Genomic DNA, 24599 nt, shown 5'->3' with positions numbered 1-24599 from the left:
TAGATAGCCTATTCTTGCAAAGAATCATATGTATTCTCGCCGAAAAATAGCTCAAAATATAATTAATTAGTTATCGCAGGCAACCTCCTAGCCCCCAATTCTTCTGACTTGACTATAGTAGCGACAAAGCAATCCATAAGAATTAGTATAGATACATCAAGACTATATGGATTTCTTAGTCGTGCGGTTTCCGCACTCCTCGCCATAACACCTAACATTTTTTCCTACTACTACTTGCAATCGATAAAGTCTGTGTATATAATAAACGTATGCTCTTTCCAAATATCAATCCTGTTATTTTTTCTATCGGATCATTTACTGTTTATTGGTACTCTATGGCTTACGTTTTGGGTATAATAGCTGGGTGGTTCTATGCTTATAAAATTATAAAAAAATTCGAAGTTGGTGTTACTACAGTACACTTAGAAAATTTTGTTACTTGGGCTATTCTTGGTATCGTAATAGGTGGAAGATTAGGCTATGTGTTCCTATATAATCCGATTCAATATTTTTCTGATCCTATTCTCATTTTAAAGACTTATGAAGGAGGTATGTCATTTCATGGTGGTGTGATTGGTTTAATCATCTCTAGTTATTTTTTCTGCTATAAGCATAAAGTTAACTCCTTGCTTATGTGTGATATATTAGCTACGGTTGGGTCTATTGGTTTATTTTTAGGTAGAATTGCCAATTTTATTAATGGGGAATTATATGGCAGAGTGACTACAATGCCTTGGGGCATGATTTTTCCAAATAGTGATCTACAACTAAGACATCCTAGCCAACTCTATGAGGCATTTTTTGAAGGAATTGTATTATTCATAATTCTAGCTTACGCCACTTTTAAATACAAAACTATAAATATCCATGGGTTAAATTTTGCTATATTTTTAATATTCTATTCGGTATTTCGAATTATTATAGAAATGTTTCGTGAGCCAGACTTTCACATAGGTTTTATTTTTAATAATTTAACTATGGGGCAAATTTTGTCATTACCTATGCTAATACTAGGAATTTATTTAATAATACGAATTAAATGCCAGTCGACTCCAAAATAAGAAAACTTATTGAGCAAAATGGTAGTATTAAGCTTGATGAAATGATGCTCCAAGTAACATCTGTAGCCCCTTCTTCCTATTACCAAAAACAAGATAAGCTAGGTTGCTTAGGAGATTTTACAACAGCTCCAGAAATTTCTCAGCTTTTTGGTGAAATGATAGCTTTATGGACTATTGACCAATGGTATAAAATGGGTTGCCCACAGAAAACTAATTTAGTTGAATTGGGTCCTGGGCAGGGAGTGTTAATGCGAGATTTGCTAAATGTTGCTAAATTAGTTCCAGAATTTTACCGCTCTCTCTCTATAGAATTAATTGATATTAATCCTCATTTTATCAAAAAACAAAAAACAAACCTAAAGTTAACAGCTCTACCTATCAAACACTATACATCCATACAATATATATCTAAAATTCCTTCTATTATAATAGCTAATGAATTTTTTGATGCTATGCCAATTAAGCAATATATTAAAAGCAAAAAGCTTTGGTACGAGCTAACACTTATTATTGACCCAGCTGATGGTAAGATTAAATTCGATAAGATAGAGGTTAGTAAGGAGTTACAGCGTTATTTACTGCAAGAACACTCAAACGCACATGATGGAGCAGTAATAGAAGAATCACCTAAATCGTTAGAAATCGTAAAATTTATCAGCAAGCATATAATGCAATTCGGTGGGGCTAGCTTAATTATCGATTACGGTTATGATATAGATCCAATAAAGAGGACGCGTAACCAATATAACCCTACTTTACAAGCGATAAAAAATCATAAATATTATCCACTACTTGAAACTTTAGGAGAAGCCGATTTATCAGCACATGTTGACTTTTATGCCTTAAAAACAGTAAGAAAAAATATAGGAATAAATGTGTATGGATCAATAACTCAACGTGATTTCTTAATTAGCAATGGTATATTATTACGAAGTCAACTGTTACAAAGTAAATTACCTATTATAGAGGCAAATATCATAGCCAAGCAAGTTGATAGACTAATTGCTCCCAATAAAATGGGACTATTGTTTAAAGTATTGATCTTTGTGCAGAAGTAAGGTATTAGTTTATTATGAGATGAATAGAATCTAATAATAGAAAAATAGGGTAAACTATGAAACTAGTTCAAAATAAGCTGGTAATTCTTACTATTTTTTTAGTAATTATATTTTTTGCTTTCTGGAAGAATTATAAAGCACAAGAAAATTTAATTATTCCTGGGGATGGGAAACTACAAGTTAAGAATGTAAATTATAGCTGTACAGATGGAAGAAAAATAAATATAAGGTATCTGAATAAGGAAGCTAATACTTTAGCACTTATTCCAGTTGGGGAAGAAAACCAGATTTTGATTTTTACTGGTAGGATATCAGCTAGTGGAGCATTATATGGTGCAAATCAATATGAATGGCATACAAAAAATAAAAGAGGAACATTCAGTAATATACAGACTGATAACACAGTATTTTGTGATGAAATAGAATAATAGACTTACCTAGGGGGCTGTTGGAAATAGCTAAAGTAATTCTATGTTTGACCCTGTTTAGCTGTAAATTATAGCTAACCCGATTAGTATATCCATGCAAACTAACGTTATTGCGAGACTACGTAGTGGTCGTGGCAATCCACTGATTGCTTCGTAGTCACCAAAGTGGCTCCTCGCTAATAGTACCAAGCTATTTTCCCTATAACTTTTAAACGCCATGTGTAAGGTGAATAATTAATTATAAGGCTTAAACTTTTATAAATTTTTGCCTACTCAGGAAAGAGATTGCCTTCGCCATTTTTTCAGCAAAAAAGTATTAGGGGAATTGTTCAGTTAGCAATATAATCAGGTTTATGCTAAATAATTTATACAAGGATCAATGACTATTTTTTTGATAATCATTATTGTTCTAATGATAGGATGTTCCGCACTACTCTCAGCCACTGAAACGGCTATAACCGCCTCGTCTCCTGGGAAAATACAAAAAATTAAGGCAGAAGGTATTAAACGTGCCACGATTGTATTACAAGTTCTAAAGGAAAAAGAAAAAGTAATTGGCACATTACTAATTGGCAATACCTTATTTAATACTGTCTGTACTACGATTTCTACCAGTATGTTTATCGATTGGCTAGGTGATAATGGTACTGTCGCAGCTTCAGCAGTTATGGCTTTCTTGATAATTGTTTTTGGTGAAATCATACCAAAAGCTATTGCTGTAGCAAAAGCAGAACAGTTAGCGTTATTCACTTCTCCAGCCATTATATTTCTTCTAAATTTTTTGAGACCAATTAACTATATCTTTGAATTGATAGTTAAAGGGTTTTGTTTTATTTTTCGTATTAATCTGCAACAAAATATCTCAGGAACAGAAGAAGTTAGGGGAGTTATTGAGCATTATCATCAAGAAGGTAATGTTTATAAATCTGACCGTGATATGTTAGGCGGTATATTAGATATTAGGAGAATGACAGTATCTGAAATTATGATACACCGAAGTAATGTCGTAGCCATCAATATAGATTTGCCTAAAGAGGAGATAGTAAGGAAAGCATTATTGTCCAGCCCTCATACAAGAATACCATTATGGAAAGACACTCAGGACAACATAATTGGTGTACTTCACATACGAGATATGCTCCGAGCTCTTTATGAAAAAAATAATGATGTAAAAAAAATTAATATCGAGGAATTGATAAGTCAGCCTTGGTTTATACCTGATAACGCTTTGGTCACTCATCAACTTCATGCTTTTAGAGAAAGAAAAAACCATTTTGCTTGTGTTGTTGACGAATATGGTGATTTACAAGGTATTATTACTTTAGAAGACATTTTAGAAGAGATTGTTGGTCCTATTATCGATGAACATGATTATCCTATTGACACAATTGTAAAGAAATCTGAAGTGGAGTTTATTATTGACGGATCTGTAACTATAAGAGATGTAAATAGAGAACTAAATTGGAATTTACCTGATTATAATGCAAATACCATAGCCGGCTTAATTATCCATGAACTTGAGCGTATTCCTAATCAAGGAGAATCTATAAAAATATTTAATTTAAGTATTACTATTAGCAAAAAAGTAGGCAATAGGCTTGATAGCATAAAAGTTATTGTTTTACCAAATAAAGAATCTGAAAGTGATTAGTAATTTTGGTAATTATTTACAAATATTGGCAATGCTGTTCAGTATACTAGCAGTTATTACCGCTTCATATCGTGCAGGTACTTTATTTTTTTACTTTAGCTGGCTGTCCACATTACTATCTTTTTTGTTATTAGTGTGTGGATTCATTATATCGGATTTTTCTATACAGAATGTTTTTCTAAATTCTAGTACATTAAAGCCGCTAGGATTTAAAATCGCGGCTAGTTGGGCGAGTCATGAGGGGTCTATCCTGTTGTGGCTGTGTTTATTGCAAACTATAGGAGTTATTTATATTGCTCTATTTAATAGCCGGCCAGCTCGAGTCTACCACATAATTGTACTAGCACTAATACAAATATTGTTCAATAGCTTCATTTATTTTACCTCCAACCCATTTGACAGCCTATCATTCCGTCCCACTCAGGGTCTCGGCTTAAACCCTATGCTTCAAGATATTGCCCTAATAATACATCCACCTATATTATATCTAGGTTCGGTCTGTTATGTCGCCCCTTTTACATCGGCTTGCGTTATGTTGCTTACCTCTAACTTAGACTCGGCTAATCTTAGAGCTATTAAAATATTTAGCAATTTAGGAATAATTTTTTTAACCTTAGGAATAGCCCTAGGATCATGGTGGGCTTATAGAGAACTCGGCTGGGGTGGCTTTTGGTTTTTTGATCCAGTAGAAAATATTTCCCTGCTACCATGGTTGTCGGCTATCTCTCTACATCACTCAATCTTGGTAACAATCAAATCTGAACGAATGAAAAATTGGACGATAACCTTATCCCTCCTCACTTTCTTACTTGTAGTTTTGAGTACGTTCTTGGTACGCTCAGGGCTAATCACCTCAATTCACTCTTTTGCCTCATCAGCTGAGCGGGCAATCTATATGCTGGCAATATTTGCTATTATTGCTATATCAAGCTTAGTTCTACTACTAGTAAAAGGGCAAAATATCACTCAACCTGATTCGATAGGATTAGACAGACACCAATTTAAGCACAAGCTTATTGTTTGGGGAAGTATATTTTTCTTAACGGCTTTAGTAGTATTACTATGTTCCACCATTTACCCCATAGTTTATTCTTTATTATATCAAGAATCTGTTACCATTAGTGAAAGATTTTTTATCAATAATTTTATAATTTTTATCATCCCAACGGTTCTACTAGCTGGTATTGCTCAGACAAATCACATAAGAAGACAACAGCTAATTATCTTAGCTTGTTCTTTTGCAATAACGTTTATTAGCTCATACCAAATTCAGTATGGCTTCATTTCAGCATGTGCTGTGATATTTTCTCTTTTTCTAATAATACAAAATTGTTACTATGTATTAACAAAGAGCAATTTTTTTAGAACCAAACTAAAAGCCAATATTGCCATGATTTTAGGACATTTAGGCTTTGGCTTACTTGTTTTAACTATTACTGTTAATTCATTATTACAAAGCGAAGTAGATTTTATAGGCAAAGTTGGAGACAAGGTACTAGCCAAGGGATTTGAAGTTACTTTAAAAGATATTAGAGTATCATCAGCCCAAAACTATTATCGGCAAATTGCTGAATTTTGGATTCAAGATCAACAAAATAACATCACTATATTAAAGCCTGAAAATAGATTTTATATAATAGAAAAACAACTATCCCAAGAAAGTAATATATATTCTTATTTAACTTATGATCTTTACGCGGTGTTAAGTAAAATTGATGATGATGTAATTCATGCAAAAATATATTACAAACCAATGATGAGTCTTATTTGGTTATCTATTATACTTATAGCCGGAGGATTGTTAATTGGACTATTTAGTCGCTCCGTCAAAAGTTTAGAAGGTTGCCTACGATAACTATTAATTAGACTATACTCGATCTCATTGCTTATGAGCAGGTAATTGAAAACCTTTGTCATAAATTCCAAAAGAATTTTTAAAATATATCATAAAATAATTGGTAATATTATTTTAATTTAATGTACAATTAAAATAATGGAGAGGTATTTTATGGAAGATCTTAAAAATTGGCAGACAAAGTTTAAGCCTTGCGAATATTCTGCTAAGTTACTTAATAAATTGATTTTACTAAATGAAAAAGTGACTCATCCAGTAGATATCAGAGAAATTATCAAAGCTATCTATTACGCTAAGAAATATCATGATAGTCAAATGAGGCAATCGGGTGAACCTTTTTACTCTCATCCAATAGAAGTAGCTTACATGGTTGCCGAATACACAGCCCAAGAAATTTGCCAATTGTTTAGAACTGACATGATCGTTACTAGTTTACTGCATGACACGATCGAAGATACAGTCCTTACCAAAGAGATGATTTCTCGAATTTTTGGCAGTAACGTTGCTAGCCAAGTGGAAGCTCTAACAAGGATCAAACCTTACGGCAAGATTAGCTCCAAAGAGATTTTGAATTTATTATCTCAACAAAAGAGATTTGACGTGGCATTGATTAAATTATTTGACCGTATTCACAACCTACAAACAATAGGGGTTAAATCACCGGAAAAGGCACTGAAGATAGTTAAGGAAACTATAGCCTATTTTGTAACTCTTTGTTTCTACTTGGAAATACCAACAGCCGAGCAACAATTAGCAGACCTCTGTTATCAAAACTTACCTATTACCCATGACCCACTTGCTCTAGACTATACATTTCTTTGAGTGGATGATTTAAGCTGGTTTTGCCAGATTTTCAAAATGAGATAACCCATAGACAAAACCGATAATTGTCGGAATCATAATAAACCATATTCCCCAATTGCCAAAATACTCAATAAGGTAGACAAAACAAAAAGAGCTAATAACATACATTAAAGCACGAGATCCAGCAAATGTAATGCTAGCACAGGTAAAACGTTTTAATATAGGAAAGCTTTTTAAACAAATGGGAATAGCAGGACTTAGGCATTTCCCAAATAAAACTATAAAGAATTGAATGAAAAATAACTGATAAGGAAAATTAATATTATTCAATAAATAAGGACAAAATGTCATAAAAATAGAAAATATTAGCAGTATAATTTTCATGATTACTAATGGATACACTTCTAAACTTAAATAACATAATATTAATGTGACTAACACCTCCATTAGACAAACAATAAAATTATGATAAATAACTTCGGACAATGTATAACCAAAGCTAGTTTTTAAAATATTACCACAATATATATAAATAAAATAAACACATACCGGTAAGGCACATTGTAATAAAAAGAAAGCTATTGCTGTTTTTTTATTAACTTTTTCTTGCAAAAGAGGATAGTCTTGTAAAATATTTATATCGGTATTAGTTTTTCTTAAAACTTTTTTTATTCGACGCTTTGCATCAGCAAATTCTGGTGTCTCTCTTAATTTTGTACGAGCTACTGAACCAATTAAGGCAACTATTGCACCCGTCCAAAATGCCATACGCCAGTTAAAGATATGAGAAGCAACAAGTGAGGCAACTCCTAAAGCAGCTAACGTTCCTAGGATAGCACAAACCCCTATCAATCCAACACTTGCATATTGTATAGGTGGATGAAGCATTTCAGTTAAATAAAGTTCTGCCCCTACTATTTCACCCATAGAAGATATACCTTGAACAGCTCGGCAGATGATCGCTATCCAAGCCGCTAAGCTCCCTATTTGTGCATAAGTAGGCAGATTAGCCATAACAACACATGATACAGCCATTGTAATAGTTGTGATGATAACTGTTTGCTTACGCCCTATATTATCACATATCCATCCAAATATTAAAGCACCTAACGGTCTAAGTAAGTAAGTTGAGCAAAAAGTAGCTGCATAATACAAAGAAGTAGTGTGTGGGTCGGTTTTTGGAAAAAATAATTCATTAAGAAATATCGCCATGTGAACATATATCATCAAATCAAAATATTCAAGGAAGGTTCCTATTGACAATAACCACATAGTTTCTTTTTGTTGTTTTTTTTAAACTTCTTTGTTCTTGAGGGTACCCTATCATTTTTTTTACCACCAATATACTAGTTATTAATGATAGCAAGAAAAAAATAATATTAAAAGTAGAATAATAAAAATTAGTGAATAATATCACTAAATCTTAATAAATCTTCACTTGATATCTTGTCCTCTAACTAAAATTAAAGTATGCTGAAGTAAATAAAGTGTTATTAGCAAGAAATATAAAACAATGAGCATAAGAAATTATCCAACAGATTTAACAGATGAAGAATGGTCAAGGATATAGGGGTTTTTTCAAGTATCGTATGTAAAGGGGAGGTTCTTTAAAACATAGTATTGATATGAATATATAATTAATGAAAACTCTTAGGATCAATGTCTATTTTCAAGTGACAAAAAGAGGGGATTTTGATTAAACTTAACCATATTTGCAAGAATTTCTGTAGATTAAATTTCCTATCTACTATGATTAAGATACGATAGCGAAATTTTCCTGCTAATTTAGACATTAAGGCACTAGATGGTCCAAGTATTCGTGCTGAACTTTTTGGAGCAATGGCAACTAAATTTCTGGATATTTCAAACACTTTATGTTCACTTTTTCCAGATAAAATTATCGATGCCATTTTGGTAAAAGGTGGCATATTTTCTGCTTGTCTTGTTTTAAGCTCATATTGCAAAAATTGATCTCCTCCATTTTTTATATAGCTAAATATAGCATTATCTGGATAATAACTTTGCATTAATACTACACCTTTTTTATCTTCTCTTCCTGCCCTACCTCCAACTTGATGAAGTAACTGATAGTTACGTTCACTTGATCGTAAATCTCCACTATTAACTGTTCCAAGATCAGCATCAATAACACCCACTAAGGTAAGATTGGGAAAATGATAACCTTTAGTAATCATCTGAGTACCAATTAAAATATCAATTTCCAAATGTTCCATTTTATATAGTAATTCTTGTATATCTTTAGATTTTTGAGAATGATCTTTACTAATTACAGAAATTTTACTATCAGGAAAAATACTCCTAGTTTCTTCTTCAATTCTCTCAATTCCAGGACCACATATAGTTAAAGAATCTTTTTCTAAACAATCTGGACAAACAATATGAATCCTACTCTGATAACCACAATGGTGACATTCAAGTTTTTTACTAGATTTATGTACCACTAACCAAGCAGAACAAGAATTACAAGTAAAACGATAACCACAAAGTTTACACAACATTAACGGAGCATAACCTCTACGATTTAGAAATAATAATACTTGCTCTTTGCTTGCCAGCTTTTCACGAATTGACTCTATTAACTTTGTAGATAAATAAGAATTTTTTGGTAAATTTTCCTTCTTCATATCTATTATTTGAATTTCTGGTAAAGTTGCATCTTGGTAACGACTTGACAATTCAATTAATTGATATTTATCTGTATTTACATTATAAATTGTTTCAATAGATGGAGTAGCTGAGCATAATACTACTTTTGTTGCAGATAGGCTTCCTCGCAATATTGCTACGTCACGAGCATTATATAATATACCATCATCTTGCTTATAAGAACTATCATGCTCTTCATCAATAATAATTAATCCAAGACTAGGATACGGTAGAAATAAACTACTTCTAGCACCAATTATGACTTTAATTTCATTGTTCAGCAAACCTCTTAAAATCATCTTTTTCTGAGCTTTAGTAACTGCCGAATTCCATATTATCGGATTAAATCCAAATCTTTCTATAAAACGATTTATAATTTGTTGACTTAAAGCAATTTCTGGTAACATTATCAATATTTGCTTACCTTTCCTCAAATATTCAGCTAATAAATGGAAATAAATTTCTGTTTTACCTGATCCGGTTACTCCCTTAATAATTGATGGTTTATCTGATTGACTTAATAGAGAAAGTGCCTTTTGTTGATCTATTGAGAGGGGTGGTAAAGTAAAATCTTTATTTAATTCTTGATGTTTTATTTTTATAGGTTGCTCAGCAATATCAATTGGTAAAACCAACTTTGCAATTGAACCAAGCTCTACCATGTAATAATTAGCAGCCCACTTAATTAGCGATAATATCTCTTGATTAAGTTTAAATTCAAGTGGTACTTTCTGTTTAACAGATTTGATTTTGTTATATTTCTCTGAAACTTCAATATCTAACTGCCAGACTATACCAGTTAGTTCCTTATTTCTAAAAGGGACTATTACTAAATCCCCTATAGCTAATTCTAATTCATTTGGAATTGAATAATCCAATGGAAAAAGATTAGCCAATGGCAATAATATTTTAGCAATTTGCATTAAAATTCATTTTTATACTATTTTATCATACTTAATTATATACTAAAATGATTTGAATAAATGTCATTGCGAGTAGCCGCTTTGCGGCGACGCGGCAATCCAAAAATGACCAGGTATGGATTGCTTTGTCGGATCACGCCTTCTCGCATAAGCGTCAGTTTAAGAAAACAATAATTGAAAAACCGTCATTGCGAGGAGACCTTATGTCGACGAAGCAATCCAGAAAAGTGATTAGAAATGGATTGCCACGCCACCTACGGTGGATCGCAATGACGACTTTTCTACTTTATCTTCTTAAACTAATGCTTATGCACCTTCTCGCAATGAAGTCTTGTACTTATAGCTTTTTTTCCGTGAAAGCTCGCCTTTTTACGGAGCCAATTCTTTAAATCACTTTATTATACATTATTTTTTCAATGCACTAATAGGTAATTGCATAAAATTAATCAAATGGTTTAACAATAACCATAATAACCGCTATGATCATCAATAATGCCGGAACTTCATTGACCATACGATAAAATTTCTCAGAATGATTATTTTTTCCATCAACAAAATTCTTTCGCCATCTAGATAATAAACCGTGAAAAATAGTTATGCATAAAACTGCTGTCATTTTTATATAAAACCATGTTCCTAAAGCTACTAACCCATATATATAACTATTGATTATACCTAAAGTATAGGTACTTATCATAGCAGGATTCATAATTATTCTGAGCAACTTACTTTCCATTAACTGAAATGTTTTATCAGATTCACTCCCTACCGCAACTCTAGAATGATATACATATAATCTTGGCAAGTATAATAAACCCACCATCCAAGAAATTGCCGATATAAGATGGAATGCTTTAAACCATAAATAATAACTAGCCATTAATATTATCTCCTGTTACTTAAATTTTTAAATTCATAGTCAATTAACCTAATTTAGTGCCAAATAAGCACCCATCGTGCTGTCTATTAGCGAAGAGGCATAAACCTCCGAAGCAATCCATTTTAATCGTTTTTTTGGATTGCTTTGTCGCCACTAAAGTGGCTTCTCGCAATGACGCTGAAGCTAAATACTAATCGGATTTATAACGTCACTAAATTCTCCTGAATTGACTATACAAGGACACATAGTAAAATTACCAGGACATATTTTCTTGTTAATTGAACTACATATTAAGTTTTTCGTTTCTTCTCCACAATCAATTAAATTTGATATCATCTTAGTTAAACTATTAATAAATAATTCATTTACCCCCATAGTGGGAGTTCTAATATATTCTATCCCATATTTGTCAGATATTTTTCTATATTCAATATCTAATTCTACTAATGTTTCAACATGCTCTGATACAAATGCTATTGGAACTATTATAAGAGGTTTATTTTCTTTACCAGCTATTTCAATTTCATCCTCTGTGTTAGGTTTTAACCATTCCACCGGACCAACACGGCTTTGATAAGTTATTTTATAATCTAAATTATCTATGTTAAGATTAGACACTATATTTTCTACAGTTTTTTCAATTTGCCATTGATAAGGATCACCTGCTTTTATTATTTTTGTAGGCAGTCCATGAGCTGAAAATAATATACGAAAAATACATTTGTTTTTCAACTTTTTTAACGATTTTTTTATTAACAGTAAGTGAGATTTAATAAATTGATCATCAATGGGATAACAACAAATAGTTTTAATTGGTATATCTAAATTTGAATATATATTTTTTTGGAAAGAAGATACAAAATCTTTAATCGAAGACCCAGTAGTAGTACTAGAAAAATGTGGGTATAATGGTAATAATATTATTTCTGAAGGATTATATTCATTTATTCTTCTTACGGCTTCTTCAGAATTAGGGAAAAAATGACGCATTGCTATAAAAACTCTAAAATCATCATTTATAGTATTTTTTAACTTTTCTATAATGGCACCTTTCTGAGATTCTGTTTCCTGTAAAATAGGTGACTTATTACCTATTAGAGAGTATATTTTTTGAGATTTTTTATTTCTGGTAATTGATATTATTTTAGCAATAATAAATCTTAGAGGATTTGGTAGATTAATAATCGCTCTGTCATAAAATAAATTAAATAAGAACTGCCTAACTGAGCTTAAACTATCTGGTCCACCAAGATTAAAAAGTACAATAGCTATTTTTTTTTGAGAGATTTTAATATCTAAATTTTCTGACATAATTAACTAAAAATTCAACATTTTCAACTGGTGTATTTGGTAATATACCATGTCCAAGATTAAATATAAAGTTCTTTCTTTTAAAATTTAAAATTATTTTACTAACTTTTTCCTCAATAATCTCTTGATTAGTAAGTAATATAAAAGGATCCAGATTACCTTGTACAATAATTTTTTCGCTCCATAATTTCATAGAACTAACCGGTACAAATTGATCAACCCCAATAACATCTACGCCAGTATTATTAATATATTTTTCATATAAAAGTCCAGAACCTCTTGGAAAACCTATAATCGGTAAGTAAGGAAATTGTTTTTTTAAAGCTATTACTATTTTTTTTGTTGGTTGTATAACAAACTGGTCATATTCTGTTTCTTCTAATATCCCTGCCCATGAATCGAATAATTGTACTAAGTCCGCTCCAGCTATTACTTGTCCTATTAAGTGGATAATAGTCTTCTCAGTTATAAAGTCTAGAAGTTCTCGTGCTAAATTATTATTTTCATAAATAAATCTTTTACTTGTCTCAAAACTTTGCTTACCTTTTCCTTCAAGCATATAAGTCATTACCGTCCATGGACTACCGGCAAAGCCTATTAGTACAGTATTAGTTGGCAAATTTGCTTTAATTTTATTTATTATCTCATAAACTACATTTAATTTTTCACTAGAATTTTCTTTAAGATATTTAAAATCTTCTTTTGATTGAAATTTACGTAATATTGGTCCTATATTTTCTTCAAATTTAACATCCCATCCTAGTGCATCAGGTAAAACAAGAATATCAGAAAAAACTATAGCTGCATCAAAATTATATCTTCTTATTGGTTGTAAGGTAACTTCTACAGCCTTATTAACATCATAACATAAATTTAGGAAACCACTAACAGTTTTTCTTATTTTTTGGTATTCAGGTAAATATCTACCAGCCTGACGCATTAGCCAAATTGGTGTATAATTATTATTTTTCTTAAAAGTTTGTAATATCTGGTTCATAAATATAGTCCATATTAATCTATATAGTTATATAGTATTTTTTTAGTTGTTGTAGAGATTGTTTATATGTATATATATTATATATACACGTAGTTATACACATTTTTTATTGTTAAATTACTTAGTATAATATATTGATTGTAATTATTAATCACATATATTTATATAATTATTTTTTTAGTGGATAATTATAGTAATTTATGTGTTTAAAGTTAGGAAACGTGATGGATATTGGATATCTAGCATTTTACACACAAAATTATCCACAAAGTTATTCTTTGTATTTTATAGGTTATTAACCTCTTGATACATGATATATATACCTAGTTACTGGTTATTTTTAATATAGATATTAAAGTATGAATAAAAAATTATCCACAAATACTAATAAGTTATGAATAAGCTAGTTATTCACTTGGTTTCAGACTCTTCAGTACAAGCAGTTAAGCATGCATCTCATACTTCTTTGTCACAATTTAGTAAAATTGAGTCAAAATTATATCATTGGCCAATGTTAAGAAATGCAGAATTATTGAATGAGGTTTTGAGAAAAATTAAAATGAAGCCAGGCTTGGTATTATACACTATTTTAGATTATGAACTAAGAAGAAATTTAACTAAATTTTGTTATGATTTGAAAATTCCTTGTATTTCTGTCGTAGGTAGAATTGTAAAAGAAAATTCAGATTTTTTAGGTGTAGAAACAGAAGGAAGTTTAGTTTATGATTATGAATTTGATGAAAGTTATTTTGATAAAATTCATGCTATTGATTATACATTTAGACATGATGATGGTCAGATGACTAGTGAATTAGACGAAGCTGATATTATTCTGGTTGGTCCTTCTAGGACGTCAAAAACACCGACTTCTGTATATTTAGCATATAATGGATTTAAAACGGCAAATATACCTTATATACATGGTTATCCATTTTTAGATATTTTGGGAAATGTAACAAAACAACTTATAATTGGTTTAGTTATTGATCCAGCTAGATTGATTGAAATAAGAGAAACTAGAATGCATTCTTTACAGATAAGTGATAATACTAGCTATACTAATTTTAAAGTAGTCCAGGAAGAATGTATGCAAGTAAAACAAATTTGTGAACAACAAGGATGGTCAATAATTGATGTTTCAAGAAGATCTATAGAAGAAACTGCTTCTGTGATTATGAAACTTTATTATGATCGTAATAAGTATGTTTTAACAAATTATGATAAATAGCGAGTGTTTAAAAGTACAAGACGTCATTGCGAGACCACATAGTGGTCGTGGCAATCCATTCTCCTCACAATGACGCTCGAATTACATATTGTTATATGCTTGGAGAATCACCTACTAAATCAACGACATGATTAGGATGAATATTATCTAAAACATATTGATCTGCTTCAGACCAACTATTTGATAATTTTTGTTCTGGAACATATCGTGCATTAAATTTCTCAAACCATTTTACAGTTTTGTCACCACATTTTTCATCAACTGAAATATTGTAACCATGATTTTTTAACTGAGATTGAACATTAGAAACTGTTTCTCCTTGAGCATCCTTACATATTAGTATTTTTTCTTGTTGTTCTTTTGTAGTGTCTATAAATTTACCAAAACCAGCTTCTGCAAGAATTTTCCAAGGAAAGAGTTTTCCAGGTGCCACATGTCTTTCAGCTACTTCACCAAGACCAACAAGATCATCCTTAATATTTAAATCAGGATATCTTTCTTTAATATCTGTAAGACATACTTTTGATTTTTCTATTTGATAAGGTGTAAATTCATTTTTTGAATCATTAATAAACATGATAGATATGCCAAAATCATTAACATTTTTTTTCCCTTTCCAACTACTATCGCCGGCAAAAAATGTTTTTGACTCTAAGCCATTATGATATTGATATTGTTTACCATATTTATCTATTATGTAATGTACACTTGATCCTCTTTCTTGCAAAGCAGTTAATGCTTGGTCTAATGTTGTGCTAACTGAATAGGTTAGCACAACACAACTTGGTTCTATTCCTTCTCTAGGTGCAGAAAATTTACAATGATTAGTATTACTAATACCATTATTTTGCTTACTCATTTGATCCTCCTCATGATAATTTTAATTTTCTTGAAAGTATTAAATATGTACATATGGCTAACCAAATAACATTACACTAAATTCATAGATGTCTATTAGTGAGAAGCTAGTAATTAGTAACGATGAAGTAACCCAGGAAAATAATCAGAAATGGTTTGCTTCATAAAATTATGCCCCCTGATAATAGATGGAGTAATGCTAATCGGATAGCTATACTTAAAAAAGTATAACTATAATCTTGGCTTATGCAACAAGTTATTGCTAATATGTAGGAACTATTGTATCATAAAATTTATGATAATAGTGTGTTTAATAACTAAATAATTAATGGACTATGACAAGTAATATAACAGATGATTCTTTTGATAAAGAAGTTTTACAATCTACTGATCCTGTATTAGTTGATTTTTGGGCTGAATGGTGTGGACCATGCAAAATATTGACCCCTATTCTTGAAGAATTGAGTAAGGAATTGGTAGGAAAGGTAAAAATTGTTAAAATGGATATAGAGCAAAATCATAATATACCTTCAAGTTTAGGTATCCGTGCTATACCTACGATGATTCTATTCAAGGATGGCAAACAACTAGCTACTAAGACTGGATTATTTCCTAAAAATGCTATTGAAGAATGGATTGATTCTTCAATAAAAATGTAAATCATGTTTTTAGCATATGACGTCTAAACTAGTATCTATAGAAATAGTTGATGGTTTTGTCGAAGGAATCAACAATCAACAAAGAGTAGAAAGCTTAAGGCGTTTTCTTATTAAAGGGGGTAATATTTTTCCTTCGTCAATTCCTATCTTAAATAATATAAATTTTTCCTGTAAAACAGGTGAAAAAATTGCATTTATTGGTAGTAATGGTTCAGGCAAAAGTTCTTTGATTAAGGTAATTGCTGGAATTTATCCATTAAAATTTGGAACAGTTAAAGTTCATGGTGATTTTGCCGCTATCATTGAGACTGGCATAGGATTTGAGTTAGAGCAAACTGGCAGAGAAAATATTAAAATGCTTATGCTTTATAATAATATGTTAAGTAGATACAGTAAAGAATTAGAACGAGAGATTATAATTTTTTCTGAACTAGGTAGTAAGATAGATTTACCAGTAAAAAATTATAGTTCTGGTATGTTATCAAGATTAGCTTTCTCTGTATCGGTTTTTCAAGATGCAGATATTCTTTTGTTAGATGAAATTTTTGCTACTGGTGATAGTTATTTTGTTGAAAAATCTACTAATTTTATGAAGAATAAGTTACAAAATATACCAATTCTAATATTAGTAAGTCATCAGGAAAATATTATTAGGGATAATTGTAATAGATGTATCTTATTAAAAGAAGGTAGTATTATCTCCGATGGCAATCCAAGTGAAATATTAGAAATTTATAATAGTGGGAATTACTAATGTTAAAGTATTTTTTTTCCAAAAAATACTGGTTGTCAGTAATATTATTAACCCAAGCTTCTATATCTCGTCAAAATAAAGATTCTTTCTTGGGTTCGTTATGGGGTTTAGTTCAGCCTTTTGTCCATATAATAACCATTTCATTTTTTGTTGGATTTTTACTTAAACAACCAAGAGAAACAATGATTATGAATTTAGTTGGAGCTATACCATTATGGACGTTTATTGTTACTAGTTTAAATATATCATCAAATTCATTAACTAGTCGTAGTGGAATTATAAAAAAGATCATAATTTCTAGAACCATCTTTCCTATATCAGACAGTTTAGCACAAGTTTATAACCTAATTTACTCGTTTGTAGCTATGTATATAGCTTTTATAATTTTATATCCTGAAAGATTTAGTATAAATGTATTATTTGTACCAATTCTTGTCTTACCGTTGGTTATTTCAGTGTGCAGTAGTTCCATTGCCTTTGCATTTTTAACCCCATATATACGAGATGTTCCTCAAATTTTAAATCTAATTTTTAGTGTTGTATATTGGAGTATACCAATAGTGTACCCATATTCTATGGTACCAGAATCAAAAAGAATATTTTTTGAGATTAATCCTATTTTTCTTGTTATAAGACCAGTTCAATTCTTAATAACAGAAGGAATACTGCCAGATACATTCATGATTATCAAGTCTATTATTGTAGCTATTATTGTTACTTTTTTCAGTTATCTTGGTTATAGGTTTTTTGCTAAAAATGTCATATATTATATATGATACTTCAAGTGTCTATTAGCGAGGAGCAGCTTTGCTACAACAAAGCAATCCACGAAAAATATAATTAGTAAAGAGCCTAGTCAGAACAGAAACTAATTCACTTAAATTAACTGATGAAATAGCACTACTTGCGATAACATCCTCTAATATTTTATAACCTGATTCTTTTTTAATAAGGCAATAATTGCCGATGTGTCAAGCAAATATTTTTTTGTCTTGATCAAAGATTTAGAACCTGTTGACATCTTCACTTCTCATAATCTCCAACTCTTTTTGTAAATCAATATCCTTGTATTTACTTAAAATATTTCTGACTCTTTCTATATTAGCATGAAAAGTTGAAACTATTAATTCAAAACCTTTATATTTAATAGAAACTTCATCACCTGCTTTAAGTTGCAGCTTTTTTCTAATCTTAGCTGGGATAGCAAGTCTGCCATTACTATCTATATAACTTTTTAGTGCTGTCATGATATATACCTATAATATTAAGATTAATATAAATCTACAACTATATACAGTTTAGCTAAAATTATAAAAATGGTCAATTTAATAAATAGTTGAATCATAAAAACATTATATTGACTTTAGGGGTGTATATATTTAGAATTTAAGGCGGAATTACTATGAAGTAACTTTGGGGATTCAGAACCCTCTATCTAACAACGGTATGCATTAAACCGTAAAGATGATGCTTCTCGGTCTTTTATGGTCGGGGGGATGGTAGTCGTATGTTCGGCTTAAGTGTTTACATTTAAGCCCGACGGCTATCATAGCTGTCTGCTGGCAGTTTTGCTAACTCCCAGACCACCAATCTAGATTCATTTCTTCTAAAAATCTTGTCTTTGGTGGTCAAAAACTTACAGTTTTTTGACATTCAGGGGGAGATTAAATGGCTAAGAATATCATACAAGTTAGAAAGTCAGGAGAAAAGTTTTTTACTGTGCTTAGTAATAATAAATTATCTTTTCCGAACTCTCAATATTTTTCTGTTGATGAAATTTATGATTTACACTATCAAACTGGAGTTTACTCAGTTGAAAATTTTAAAAATAAAACTTTTCATTCGAGTCCAGTATGACTACATAGATAAAACGAACTATTGTTTTATCAAAAATTATTTATTTAGGAGAATGCTATGGTTAATTGGAATTCATACACGACTGTTGTTGCTGCTACTATAGTTGATAATTTAGATACTGCCACTGAATATTATGATAAAATATTTAATGCAAAACCTTTGTATCAGATAGATCACATTCAGGAATATGTAGATTTAAAAGATATTTTAAAGAATTCCCCAGTTGATGTTACTACTATTGACGCAAGCGTCCGTTTTTTAAATCTAGGCTTTAGTAAATATGTTTATGAAATAGCAAAATTTCATAACCTAAAGTATGATTATAATAACAGCAATAGCATTATAATGAAATTTTATGTTGATGATCTTAGTACAATATTTGAAAGAGTAAAGTCTGAAAAAAATACAAACTTACTAAGTAATCCTAATAAATTAAGTACTATTTTTAGTCCTTGCAGAAAATTTGAAAAAGATATAAAGTTTTTTGTTGATGAGGAAACCAAGCACACTATTTTATCTGAAGCCTCAAATAATCTGGGTGGATTTATCTTTGTTGATAAGTATAAAGTACAATGGGAAATTTTAGGAGAAATAAATGGTGGCAATATGCACTAGTATTGAAAGTAATGAACCTGATTGGGCATATTTTATGACTTTATTTCAAGATAATCCTTCTATATTTTTTACTGAAGATGGTATTTTAATAAACAAAAAAATAAATACCCCAATCTCTTCTTTTAAAAAAAACTAGCAGAACTTAATATTACTACAATAAATGCGTTTCACTTACTTGATTCAACAGTTGTACTTAATTGTGAGTTGGCATCTTCCGATAAAAATTTTAATGAATTAGATTATGAAGTTTTATCAGTTAAACCTTATTTATCAACTATAAGTTCCAACCTACAAGAACTTGTTTTGAAGGGATATCATTGGTTACAGTGGGATATTCAATCAAAGTTTTGTGGCAAGTGTGGTCATCCACTCAAATCTATGATTAAAACAACTGAGAAAAAATGCACTATGTGTAAGTACTCATTTTTTCCTAGATTTTCTCCAGCAATTATTGTGTTAGTAAAGAATAAAAATCAAATTCTCCTTGCATGCTCACCTAAATTCCCAATGGAAGTGTACAGTGCAATTGCTGGATTTGTAGATATAGGAGAAACGGCAGAAATGGCTATTAAGCGCGAGCTTAGAGAAGAAGTAGGTATTGAAGTAAAGAATATAACTTATGTTGGTAGTCAAACTTGGCCATTTCCTGATAGTTTTATGATTGCTTTCAAAGCTGATTATTTATCAGGCAACATTACATTGGATAAAAAAGAAATAGAAGATGCTCAATGGTTTAATGTAGATACACTTCCTACATTACCAGAGAGAGCAAGTATTTCAAGAAAATTAATTGATTTTGTTTTAAATGAAATGTCAATGAGATAATTACTCTTTAACGGATATTGTGCTAAGACAAAATAAATTTTATATAGGGAGATCATTATGGAAACTATTGAAGAACTTTTATCTGTTTAGTCCCAGGGTGTAATGCTAATCGAGTTAGATATATTAAGTAGAATCCCAAATTCTTGTGATAACATATTTTTTTTAAGTAACCGTGATCAAAATGAAACATCGCTTTAATTTATTGCTTATATTTATCTGGTTTTATCAATTTTTTATCTCTCCCTTACTTGGTATTAATTGCCGTTTCTATCCGTCATGTTCAGAATATGCTAAGTCAGCAATAGTGATACACGGTAATATTAAAGGATCATGGTTATTTATTAAGAGAATAGTCAGGTGTAACCCTTTTTGTCATGGTGGGTGTGACCCTGTACCTATAGATGTTTTATCTCCACATAAAGATAGAAATCTATAATATACCTTAGACTTTCGGGTTATTTTTCTAGGTAATTTTTTAATTTTATGTACCGAGATAGTTGAAATCCTTGAAAAAATTGATATATTAACACCTTAGCATTGTCGTACTTGAAGTAAAAGTATGTGGCTGTTTTTTTTGAATAGAAATGGTTATTTACATTATTGTTGGACTCTAAATCTAATAAAGAAGTTGATATATATATTTATTACATATATAATATCCGACTTAGAAAATATTGCAAATAATATAATTTTTACTAACTATATAGTAAAATAATATGATATAATAATGGTAATATGAAAAATAATAGTGCATTAGCAACTCAAGTAGCAAACCCTCTAAATAGTGCTCTTGAAAAGTGCAAGATTGCTTTTTGGATAGTTTTTGGTTTCGCGTTTGTTATTAACTTATTAATGTTGATAACCCCTCTTTATTCATTACAAGTTCTTGATCGAGTTATAGGAAGTGGTAACACATGGACATTAATGTGGTTGTCCATTATTATTGGTACAATCTATTTTATTTATGGGTTATTACAAATTGCTAGATCATTCACTTTAATTAAAGTTGGTGAATGGTTGGACAAAACAGTTGCCCCTGTAATTTTTGGTCACTCTATTTCAGCTGCTGCAACCCGTACTAATACTGGTGCTAGCCAATTACTTCGTGATTTTCAAACAATAAAAACTTTTGTAACTAGTACTGGTATTAATACTTTATTTGATGCCCCTTGGAGTGTTGTCTATATAGTAGTAATTTTCTTAATTCACCCATATATTGGGATTTTAACATTAGTTGGTGCTATTATTATCGTATCTACGGCTTTCTTTAATGCTGCCGCAACTAATAGAACTCTTGGTGAGGCTACTGAATTCTCCATAAAGGGTATGACCCAAGCTGATATTGCTAATAGGAATTCAGAAGTTGTAGAAGCTATGGGGATGATGAAAAATGTCACGGCAAATTGGCACCAATTTAATATTGCTGCTTTGGAGAAGCAATCCATTGCTAGTTATCGTAATGGTGCTATCTCTAATTTTTCCAGATTTATTCGTAATATTATGCAAATGCTTGTAACTGGTATTGGTGCTTATGTGGTTGTTAGCACTTCAGGAAGAGATATGACTACTGGTGGTATGATTATGAGTTCCATCATAGTTGGTAGAGCTTTAGCACCTTTCGATAATGCTATTGAATTATGGAAAAGTATGAGTGGAGCTCTAAAATCTTATAAAAATATCAATCAGTTATTTGCTTCGTATAAATCAAGAGAAGAAGCAATGCCAATTCCAAATGTCGAAGGACATTTAACTGTAGAAAATATTTATTATTCGTTTCCAGTGCCTCCACATATGCCACAACCACCAGTACCAAGATATATTTTAAAGTGTGTATCTTTTGCCGTTCAGCCTGGAGAAATATTAGCAGTTATTGGACCTTCTGCTGCAGGTAAGTCAACTTTAGCTAAAGTTCTAGTTGGGGTATGGAAAGCCGCATCAGGAACTGTTAGACTTGATAGCGGGGAAATTTATCGCTGGAATAGAGAAGATTTTGGTAAGCATGTAGGATATTTGCCACAAGGGATAGAATTATTTAGTGGTAGCATAAAACAGAATATAGCTAGGATGGCTGAAAATGCTGATCCAGAAAAAGTAATTGAGGCAGCTAAAATTGCTGGAGCTCATGAGATGATCTTAAGATTACCAGATGGTTACGATTCGGATATTGGAACAGCTGGCTCTAATCTCTCTGGTGGACAAAAACAACGTGTTGGTCTTGCTAGAGCATTTTATGGTAATCCTAAGCTACTTATTTTAGATGAACCTAATGCAAACCTTGATGAGGCAGGTGAAATGGCACTATCAAACTCTTTAAAGCACGCTAAATCTAAGGGTATAGCTGTAGTTGTTATCTCTCATAGACCTTCTGTATTATCAGTGGTAGATAAGATTTTGGTATTACAAGATGGGGCAGTGGCTCTCTACGGTACTCAAGAAGAGGTGCAAAATCGAGTTAAGCTGTTACAGAGCGGTGTAATTCACATTAACGAATAAAGTTTTAAATATATGGAAGAAAAGCCAACTAATAAGCCAGCATTTACAGCGGAGCAACTTAAACAGCTGTTGTCGCTACAAAATGACTTGATACACGCGAATAAATCAAAGGGAGGCACTCTATCACAAAAGATGGTAGTAGGTCTTTCTAAGGCAATTCAAAATACGTTATATTACCTTGATCGTTTCGTCAATTTTGTTACAAAAAATAATGATGTTGATCGCAATGATGTAGTACAAACTGCTAGAGCTCCTATTCTTTTTGGGGTATATATAATAATCTTCTTTGTATTAGTTGGAGGTTTGTGGGGAAGTCTTGCTCCTCTTGATAGTGCTGCTGTGGCAGTGGGTGTTGTTGTAGCAAATAGTAACAAGAAGATAATTCAACACCAAGAAGGAGGTATTATTTCCAATATTTTTGTTAAACAAGGTGACAAAGTCAAAGCAGGTGATAAATTAGTAGAGTTGGAAGATACAAAAATTAAGTCCCAGTATGAAAGTACTTTAAGTCAATATAGACACGCTTTGGCAACAGAAAGTCGGTTAATTGCTGAAAGAGATAATCAAGATCAGATTAAGTTTCCAGAATTATTAACAGAAGCGATAAATCTACCTGAAGTAGTAAGGATTATACATACTCAAGAAAATTTGTTTAGCTCCAAAAAAGAAGTATATAAAAGCGAAAAAAATGCCTTACATCAAAGGATCGAGCAATTTAATAAAAAGGTAGAAGGGCTGCAAGCTAAGAAGGTTGCTTATGTCAAGAGTCTAGAAGTTGCTAAGGATCGTTTAAAAGCAATGCATACTTTGCATGAAAAAGGTTTTGCCCAAAAAGCCGCTCTATTAGAGCTTGAGTCTAAGGAAGCTAATTTCAAAAGTGAAATAGCTATGACAGAAACTGAAATTGCTGGTACTAAACATGCGATCACAGAAAGTGAGATTAGTATTATTAACTTACAGAACAAATATACAGAAAGAACCTTAACTGAACTAAAAGAGGCTCAAGTACAAGTAGCTCATCTAAAAGAGCAATTTAATGCTCTCAAAGACTCCTTGAGTCGTACAGTTATTAGATCACCAGTGGATGGTATTATAAATGTATTGAACTATCACACAATAGGTGGAGTAGTTTCACCAGGTAATCCAATTCTAGAGATTTCTCCAACTAATGATATTTTGGTAATAGAAGCAAAGGTTCCACAGAAGAACATAGATTCCGTACATGAAGGTCTGGTAGCAAAGATTCGCTTTAGTGCTTTTAAATCTAGAACAACGCCGTTATTTACTGGTAAAGTAATTGGAATATCTCCTGATACTGTACAAGATAGAAACCAAATGCAACAAAGTCCAGAGACTTTTTACACTGCTAGAATTGAGATTGATCTGGATGAGTTTAATAAGATCGCAAAAGCTAGAAAATTAGAACTGCATCCCGGCATGCAGGCGGAAGTCCAAATTGTCACTGGCACAAGGACTCTCCTAAGATATTTACTTGATCCTATTACTGATACTATGTTCAGAGCATTTAAAGAGAAATGATAACCCTAACTATTTCATAGTAGTTTTATCATAATTCTAACTAATTTAAATTACAGGAGATTGTAATATTATCAGTTACGCATGAATATTGCCAATAACCATTTCTTTAGACAATTAAAATTTTGTTCACAGAGCC

Annotated in this window: 25 protein-coding genes; 17 read left to right on the top strand and 8 right to left on the bottom strand. The window is 31.2% G+C overall.

What is annotated here, in order from left to right; translation table 11 throughout:
• Positions 1 to 62: 62 nt before the first annotated feature.
• A complete protein-coding gene (locus AAGD42_RS03520; RefSeq protein ID WP_341760773.1) occupies positions 63 to 218 on the bottom strand; it encodes a hypothetical protein in 156 nt (51 codons plus the stop codon).
• Between the two features lie 51 nt (positions 219 to 269).
• On the opposite strand from AAGD42_RS03520, the gene lgt reads away from it, so the two are divergent.
• The 6 genes from lgt (at position 270) to AAGD42_RS03490 (ending at position 6875) form a co-directional block, all read left to right on the top strand.
• A complete protein-coding gene (gene lgt, locus AAGD42_RS03515) occupies positions 270 to 1061 on the top strand; it encodes a prolipoprotein diacylglyceryl transferase (protein ID WP_341753269.1) in 792 nt (263 codons plus the stop codon).
• Positions 1040 to 2119: a class I SAM-dependent methyltransferase gene (locus tag AAGD42_RS03510; protein ID WP_341753268.1), complete on the top strand. Its 1080-nt coding sequence runs from the start codon at positions 1040 to 1042 to the stop codon at positions 2117 to 2119. Before lgt ends, AAGD42_RS03510 begins: the two co-directional genes overlap by 22 nt.
• Positions 2120 to 2175: 56 nt before the next feature.
• Positions 2176 to 2547, top strand: a complete 372-nt coding sequence (locus AAGD42_RS03505; protein ID WP_341753267.1) for an MliC family protein — start codon at positions 2176 to 2178, stop codon at positions 2545 to 2547.
• A 379-nt stretch (positions 2548 to 2926) separates the two neighbouring features.
• Positions 2927 to 4198, top strand: coding sequence for an HlyC/CorC family transporter (locus AAGD42_RS03500; protein WP_341753266.1), 1272 nt, complete (start codon positions 2927 to 2929; stop codon positions 4196 to 4198).
• 133 nt (positions 4199 to 4331) lie between these two features.
• The gene (locus AAGD42_RS03495; RefSeq protein WP_410520960.1) at positions 4332 to 6053 is read left to right on the top strand and encodes a heme lyase CcmF/NrfE family subunit; all 1722 of its coding nucleotides are present in this window, start codon (positions 4332 to 4334) and stop codon (positions 6051 to 6053) included.
• Between the two features lie 153 nt (positions 6054 to 6206).
• Complete coding sequence (locus tag AAGD42_RS03490; protein ID WP_341753265.1) at positions 6207 to 6875, top strand: HD domain-containing protein; 669 nt, start codon at positions 6207 to 6209, stop codon at positions 6873 to 6875.
• A gap of 9 nt (positions 6876 to 6884) precedes the next feature.
• On the opposite strand, the gene AAGD42_RS03485 is transcribed toward AAGD42_RS03490, so the two are convergent.
• The 5 genes from AAGD42_RS03485 to hemE form a co-directional block, all read right to left on the bottom strand.
• Entirely contained in the window at positions 6885 to 8129 is a 1245-nt protein-coding gene (locus AAGD42_RS03485) for an MFS transporter (RefSeq protein WP_341753264.1), read from the bottom strand.
• A 365-nt stretch (positions 8130 to 8494) separates the two neighbouring features.
• Entirely contained in the window at positions 8495 to 10447 is a 1953-nt protein-coding gene (locus AAGD42_RS03480) for a primosomal protein N' (protein ID WP_341760772.1), read from the bottom strand.
• Positions 10448 to 10889: 442 nt separating this feature from the next.
• Complete coding sequence (hemJ, locus tag AAGD42_RS03475; RefSeq protein ID WP_250311362.1) at positions 10890 to 11327, bottom strand: protoporphyrinogen oxidase HemJ; 438 nt, start codon at positions 11325 to 11327, stop codon at positions 10890 to 10892.
• Between the two features lie 183 nt (positions 11328 to 11510).
• The gene (hemH, locus tag AAGD42_RS03470) at positions 11511 to 12638 is read right to left on the bottom strand and encodes a ferrochelatase (RefSeq protein WP_341753262.1); all 1128 of its coding nucleotides are present in this window, start codon (positions 12636 to 12638) and stop codon (positions 11511 to 11513) included.
• Entirely contained in the window at positions 12616 to 13635 is a 1020-nt protein-coding gene (hemE, locus tag AAGD42_RS03465) for a uroporphyrinogen decarboxylase (RefSeq protein ID WP_341753261.1), read from the bottom strand. The genes hemH and hemE overlap by 23 nt, the downstream gene beginning before the upstream one ends.
• A gap of 394 nt (positions 13636 to 14029) precedes the next feature.
• Between hemE and AAGD42_RS03460 the strand changes: the two genes are divergently transcribed.
• Entirely contained in the window at positions 14030 to 14863 is an 834-nt protein-coding gene (locus tag AAGD42_RS03460) for a pyruvate, water dikinase regulatory protein (RefSeq protein WP_341760771.1), read from the top strand.
• A 91-nt stretch (positions 14864 to 14954) separates the two neighbouring features.
• Here the strand turns inward: AAGD42_RS03460 and AAGD42_RS03455 are convergent, their stop codons facing one another.
• Positions 14955 to 15722 (bottom strand): N-acetylmuramoyl-L-alanine amidase, encoded by a 768-nt coding sequence (locus AAGD42_RS03455; protein ID WP_341753259.1) that lies wholly within the window; start codon positions 15720 to 15722, stop codon positions 14955 to 14957.
• A gap of 334 nt (positions 15723 to 16056) precedes the next feature.
• Here AAGD42_RS03455 and trxA point away from each other — a divergent pair, with 334 nt between their 5' ends.
• Genes trxA through AAGD42_RS03440 form a run of 3 tightly spaced genes read left to right on the top strand, consistent with a single transcriptional unit; the run spans position 16057 to position 17910 of the window.
• Complete coding sequence (gene trxA / locus AAGD42_RS03450) at positions 16057 to 16380, top strand: thioredoxin (protein ID WP_341753258.1); 324 nt, start codon at positions 16057 to 16059, stop codon at positions 16378 to 16380.
• A 16-nt stretch (positions 16381 to 16396) separates the two neighbouring features.
• Positions 16397 to 17134, top strand: coding sequence for an ABC transporter ATP-binding protein (locus AAGD42_RS03445; RefSeq protein ID WP_341753257.1), 738 nt, complete (start codon positions 16397 to 16399; stop codon positions 17132 to 17134).
• Entirely contained in the window at positions 17134 to 17910 is a 777-nt protein-coding gene (locus tag AAGD42_RS03440; protein ID WP_341753256.1) for an ABC transporter permease, read from the top strand. Before AAGD42_RS03445 ends, AAGD42_RS03440 begins: the two co-directional genes overlap by 1 nt.
• A gap of 228 nt (positions 17911 to 18138) precedes the next feature.
• On the opposite strand, the gene AAGD42_RS03435 is transcribed toward AAGD42_RS03440, so the two are convergent.
• On the bottom strand, positions 18139 to 18381 hold the full coding sequence (locus AAGD42_RS03435; protein ID WP_341753255.1) for an AbrB/MazE/SpoVT family DNA-binding domain-containing protein: 243 nt from the start codon (positions 18379 to 18381) through the stop codon (positions 18139 to 18141).
• A gap of 421 nt (positions 18382 to 18802) precedes the next feature.
• Here AAGD42_RS03435 and AAGD42_RS03430 point away from each other — a divergent pair, with 421 nt between their 5' ends.
• The 7 genes from AAGD42_RS03430 (at position 18803) to AAGD42_RS03400 (ending at position 24463) form a co-directional block, all read left to right on the top strand.
• On the top strand, positions 18803 to 18991 hold the full coding sequence (locus tag AAGD42_RS03430; RefSeq protein ID WP_341750460.1) for a hypothetical protein: 189 nt from the start codon (positions 18803 to 18805) through the stop codon (positions 18989 to 18991).
• A 57-nt stretch (positions 18992 to 19048) separates the two neighbouring features.
• Positions 19049 to 19606 carry a hypothetical protein gene (locus AAGD42_RS03425; RefSeq protein ID WP_341750461.1) on the top strand — a complete coding sequence of 186 codons (558 nt, stop codon included), beginning with the start codon at positions 19049 to 19051 and terminating at the stop codon, positions 19604 to 19606.
• A complete protein-coding gene (locus tag AAGD42_RS03420) occupies positions 19587 to 19742 on the top strand; it encodes a hypothetical protein (RefSeq protein ID WP_341753253.1) in 156 nt (51 codons plus the stop codon). The genes AAGD42_RS03425 and AAGD42_RS03420 overlap by 20 nt, the downstream gene beginning before the upstream one ends.
• Positions 19743 to 19810: 68 nt before the next feature.
• Positions 19811 to 20431 carry an NAD(+) diphosphatase gene (gene nudC, locus AAGD42_RS03415; protein ID WP_341753252.1) on the top strand — a complete coding sequence of 207 codons (621 nt, stop codon included), beginning with the start codon at positions 19811 to 19813 and terminating at the stop codon, positions 20429 to 20431.
• A 181-nt stretch (positions 20432 to 20612) separates the two neighbouring features.
• Positions 20613 to 20867, top strand: a complete 255-nt coding sequence (yidD, locus tag AAGD42_RS03410; protein ID WP_341751000.1) for a membrane protein insertion efficiency factor YidD — start codon at positions 20613 to 20615, stop codon at positions 20865 to 20867.
• A 299-nt stretch (positions 20868 to 21166) separates the two neighbouring features.
• On the top strand, positions 21167 to 22924 hold the full coding sequence (locus AAGD42_RS03405) for a type I secretion system permease/ATPase (RefSeq protein ID WP_341753251.1): 1758 nt from the start codon (positions 21167 to 21169) through the stop codon (positions 22922 to 22924).
• Positions 22925 to 22936: 12 nt separating this feature from the next.
• Complete coding sequence (locus AAGD42_RS03400) at positions 22937 to 24463, top strand: HlyD family type I secretion periplasmic adaptor subunit (protein WP_341753250.1); 1527 nt, start codon at positions 22937 to 22939, stop codon at positions 24461 to 24463.
• Positions 24464 to 24599: the final 136 nt, after the last annotated feature.

The sequence above is a fragment of the Candidatus Tisiphia endosymbiont of Dioctria linearis genome, from assembly GCF_964026545.1.
In the GTDB taxonomy this organism is placed as follows: Bacteria; Pseudomonadota; Alphaproteobacteria; order Rickettsiales; family Rickettsiaceae; genus Tisiphia.
This window is presented reverse-complemented; position numbering and strand designations above follow the sequence as displayed.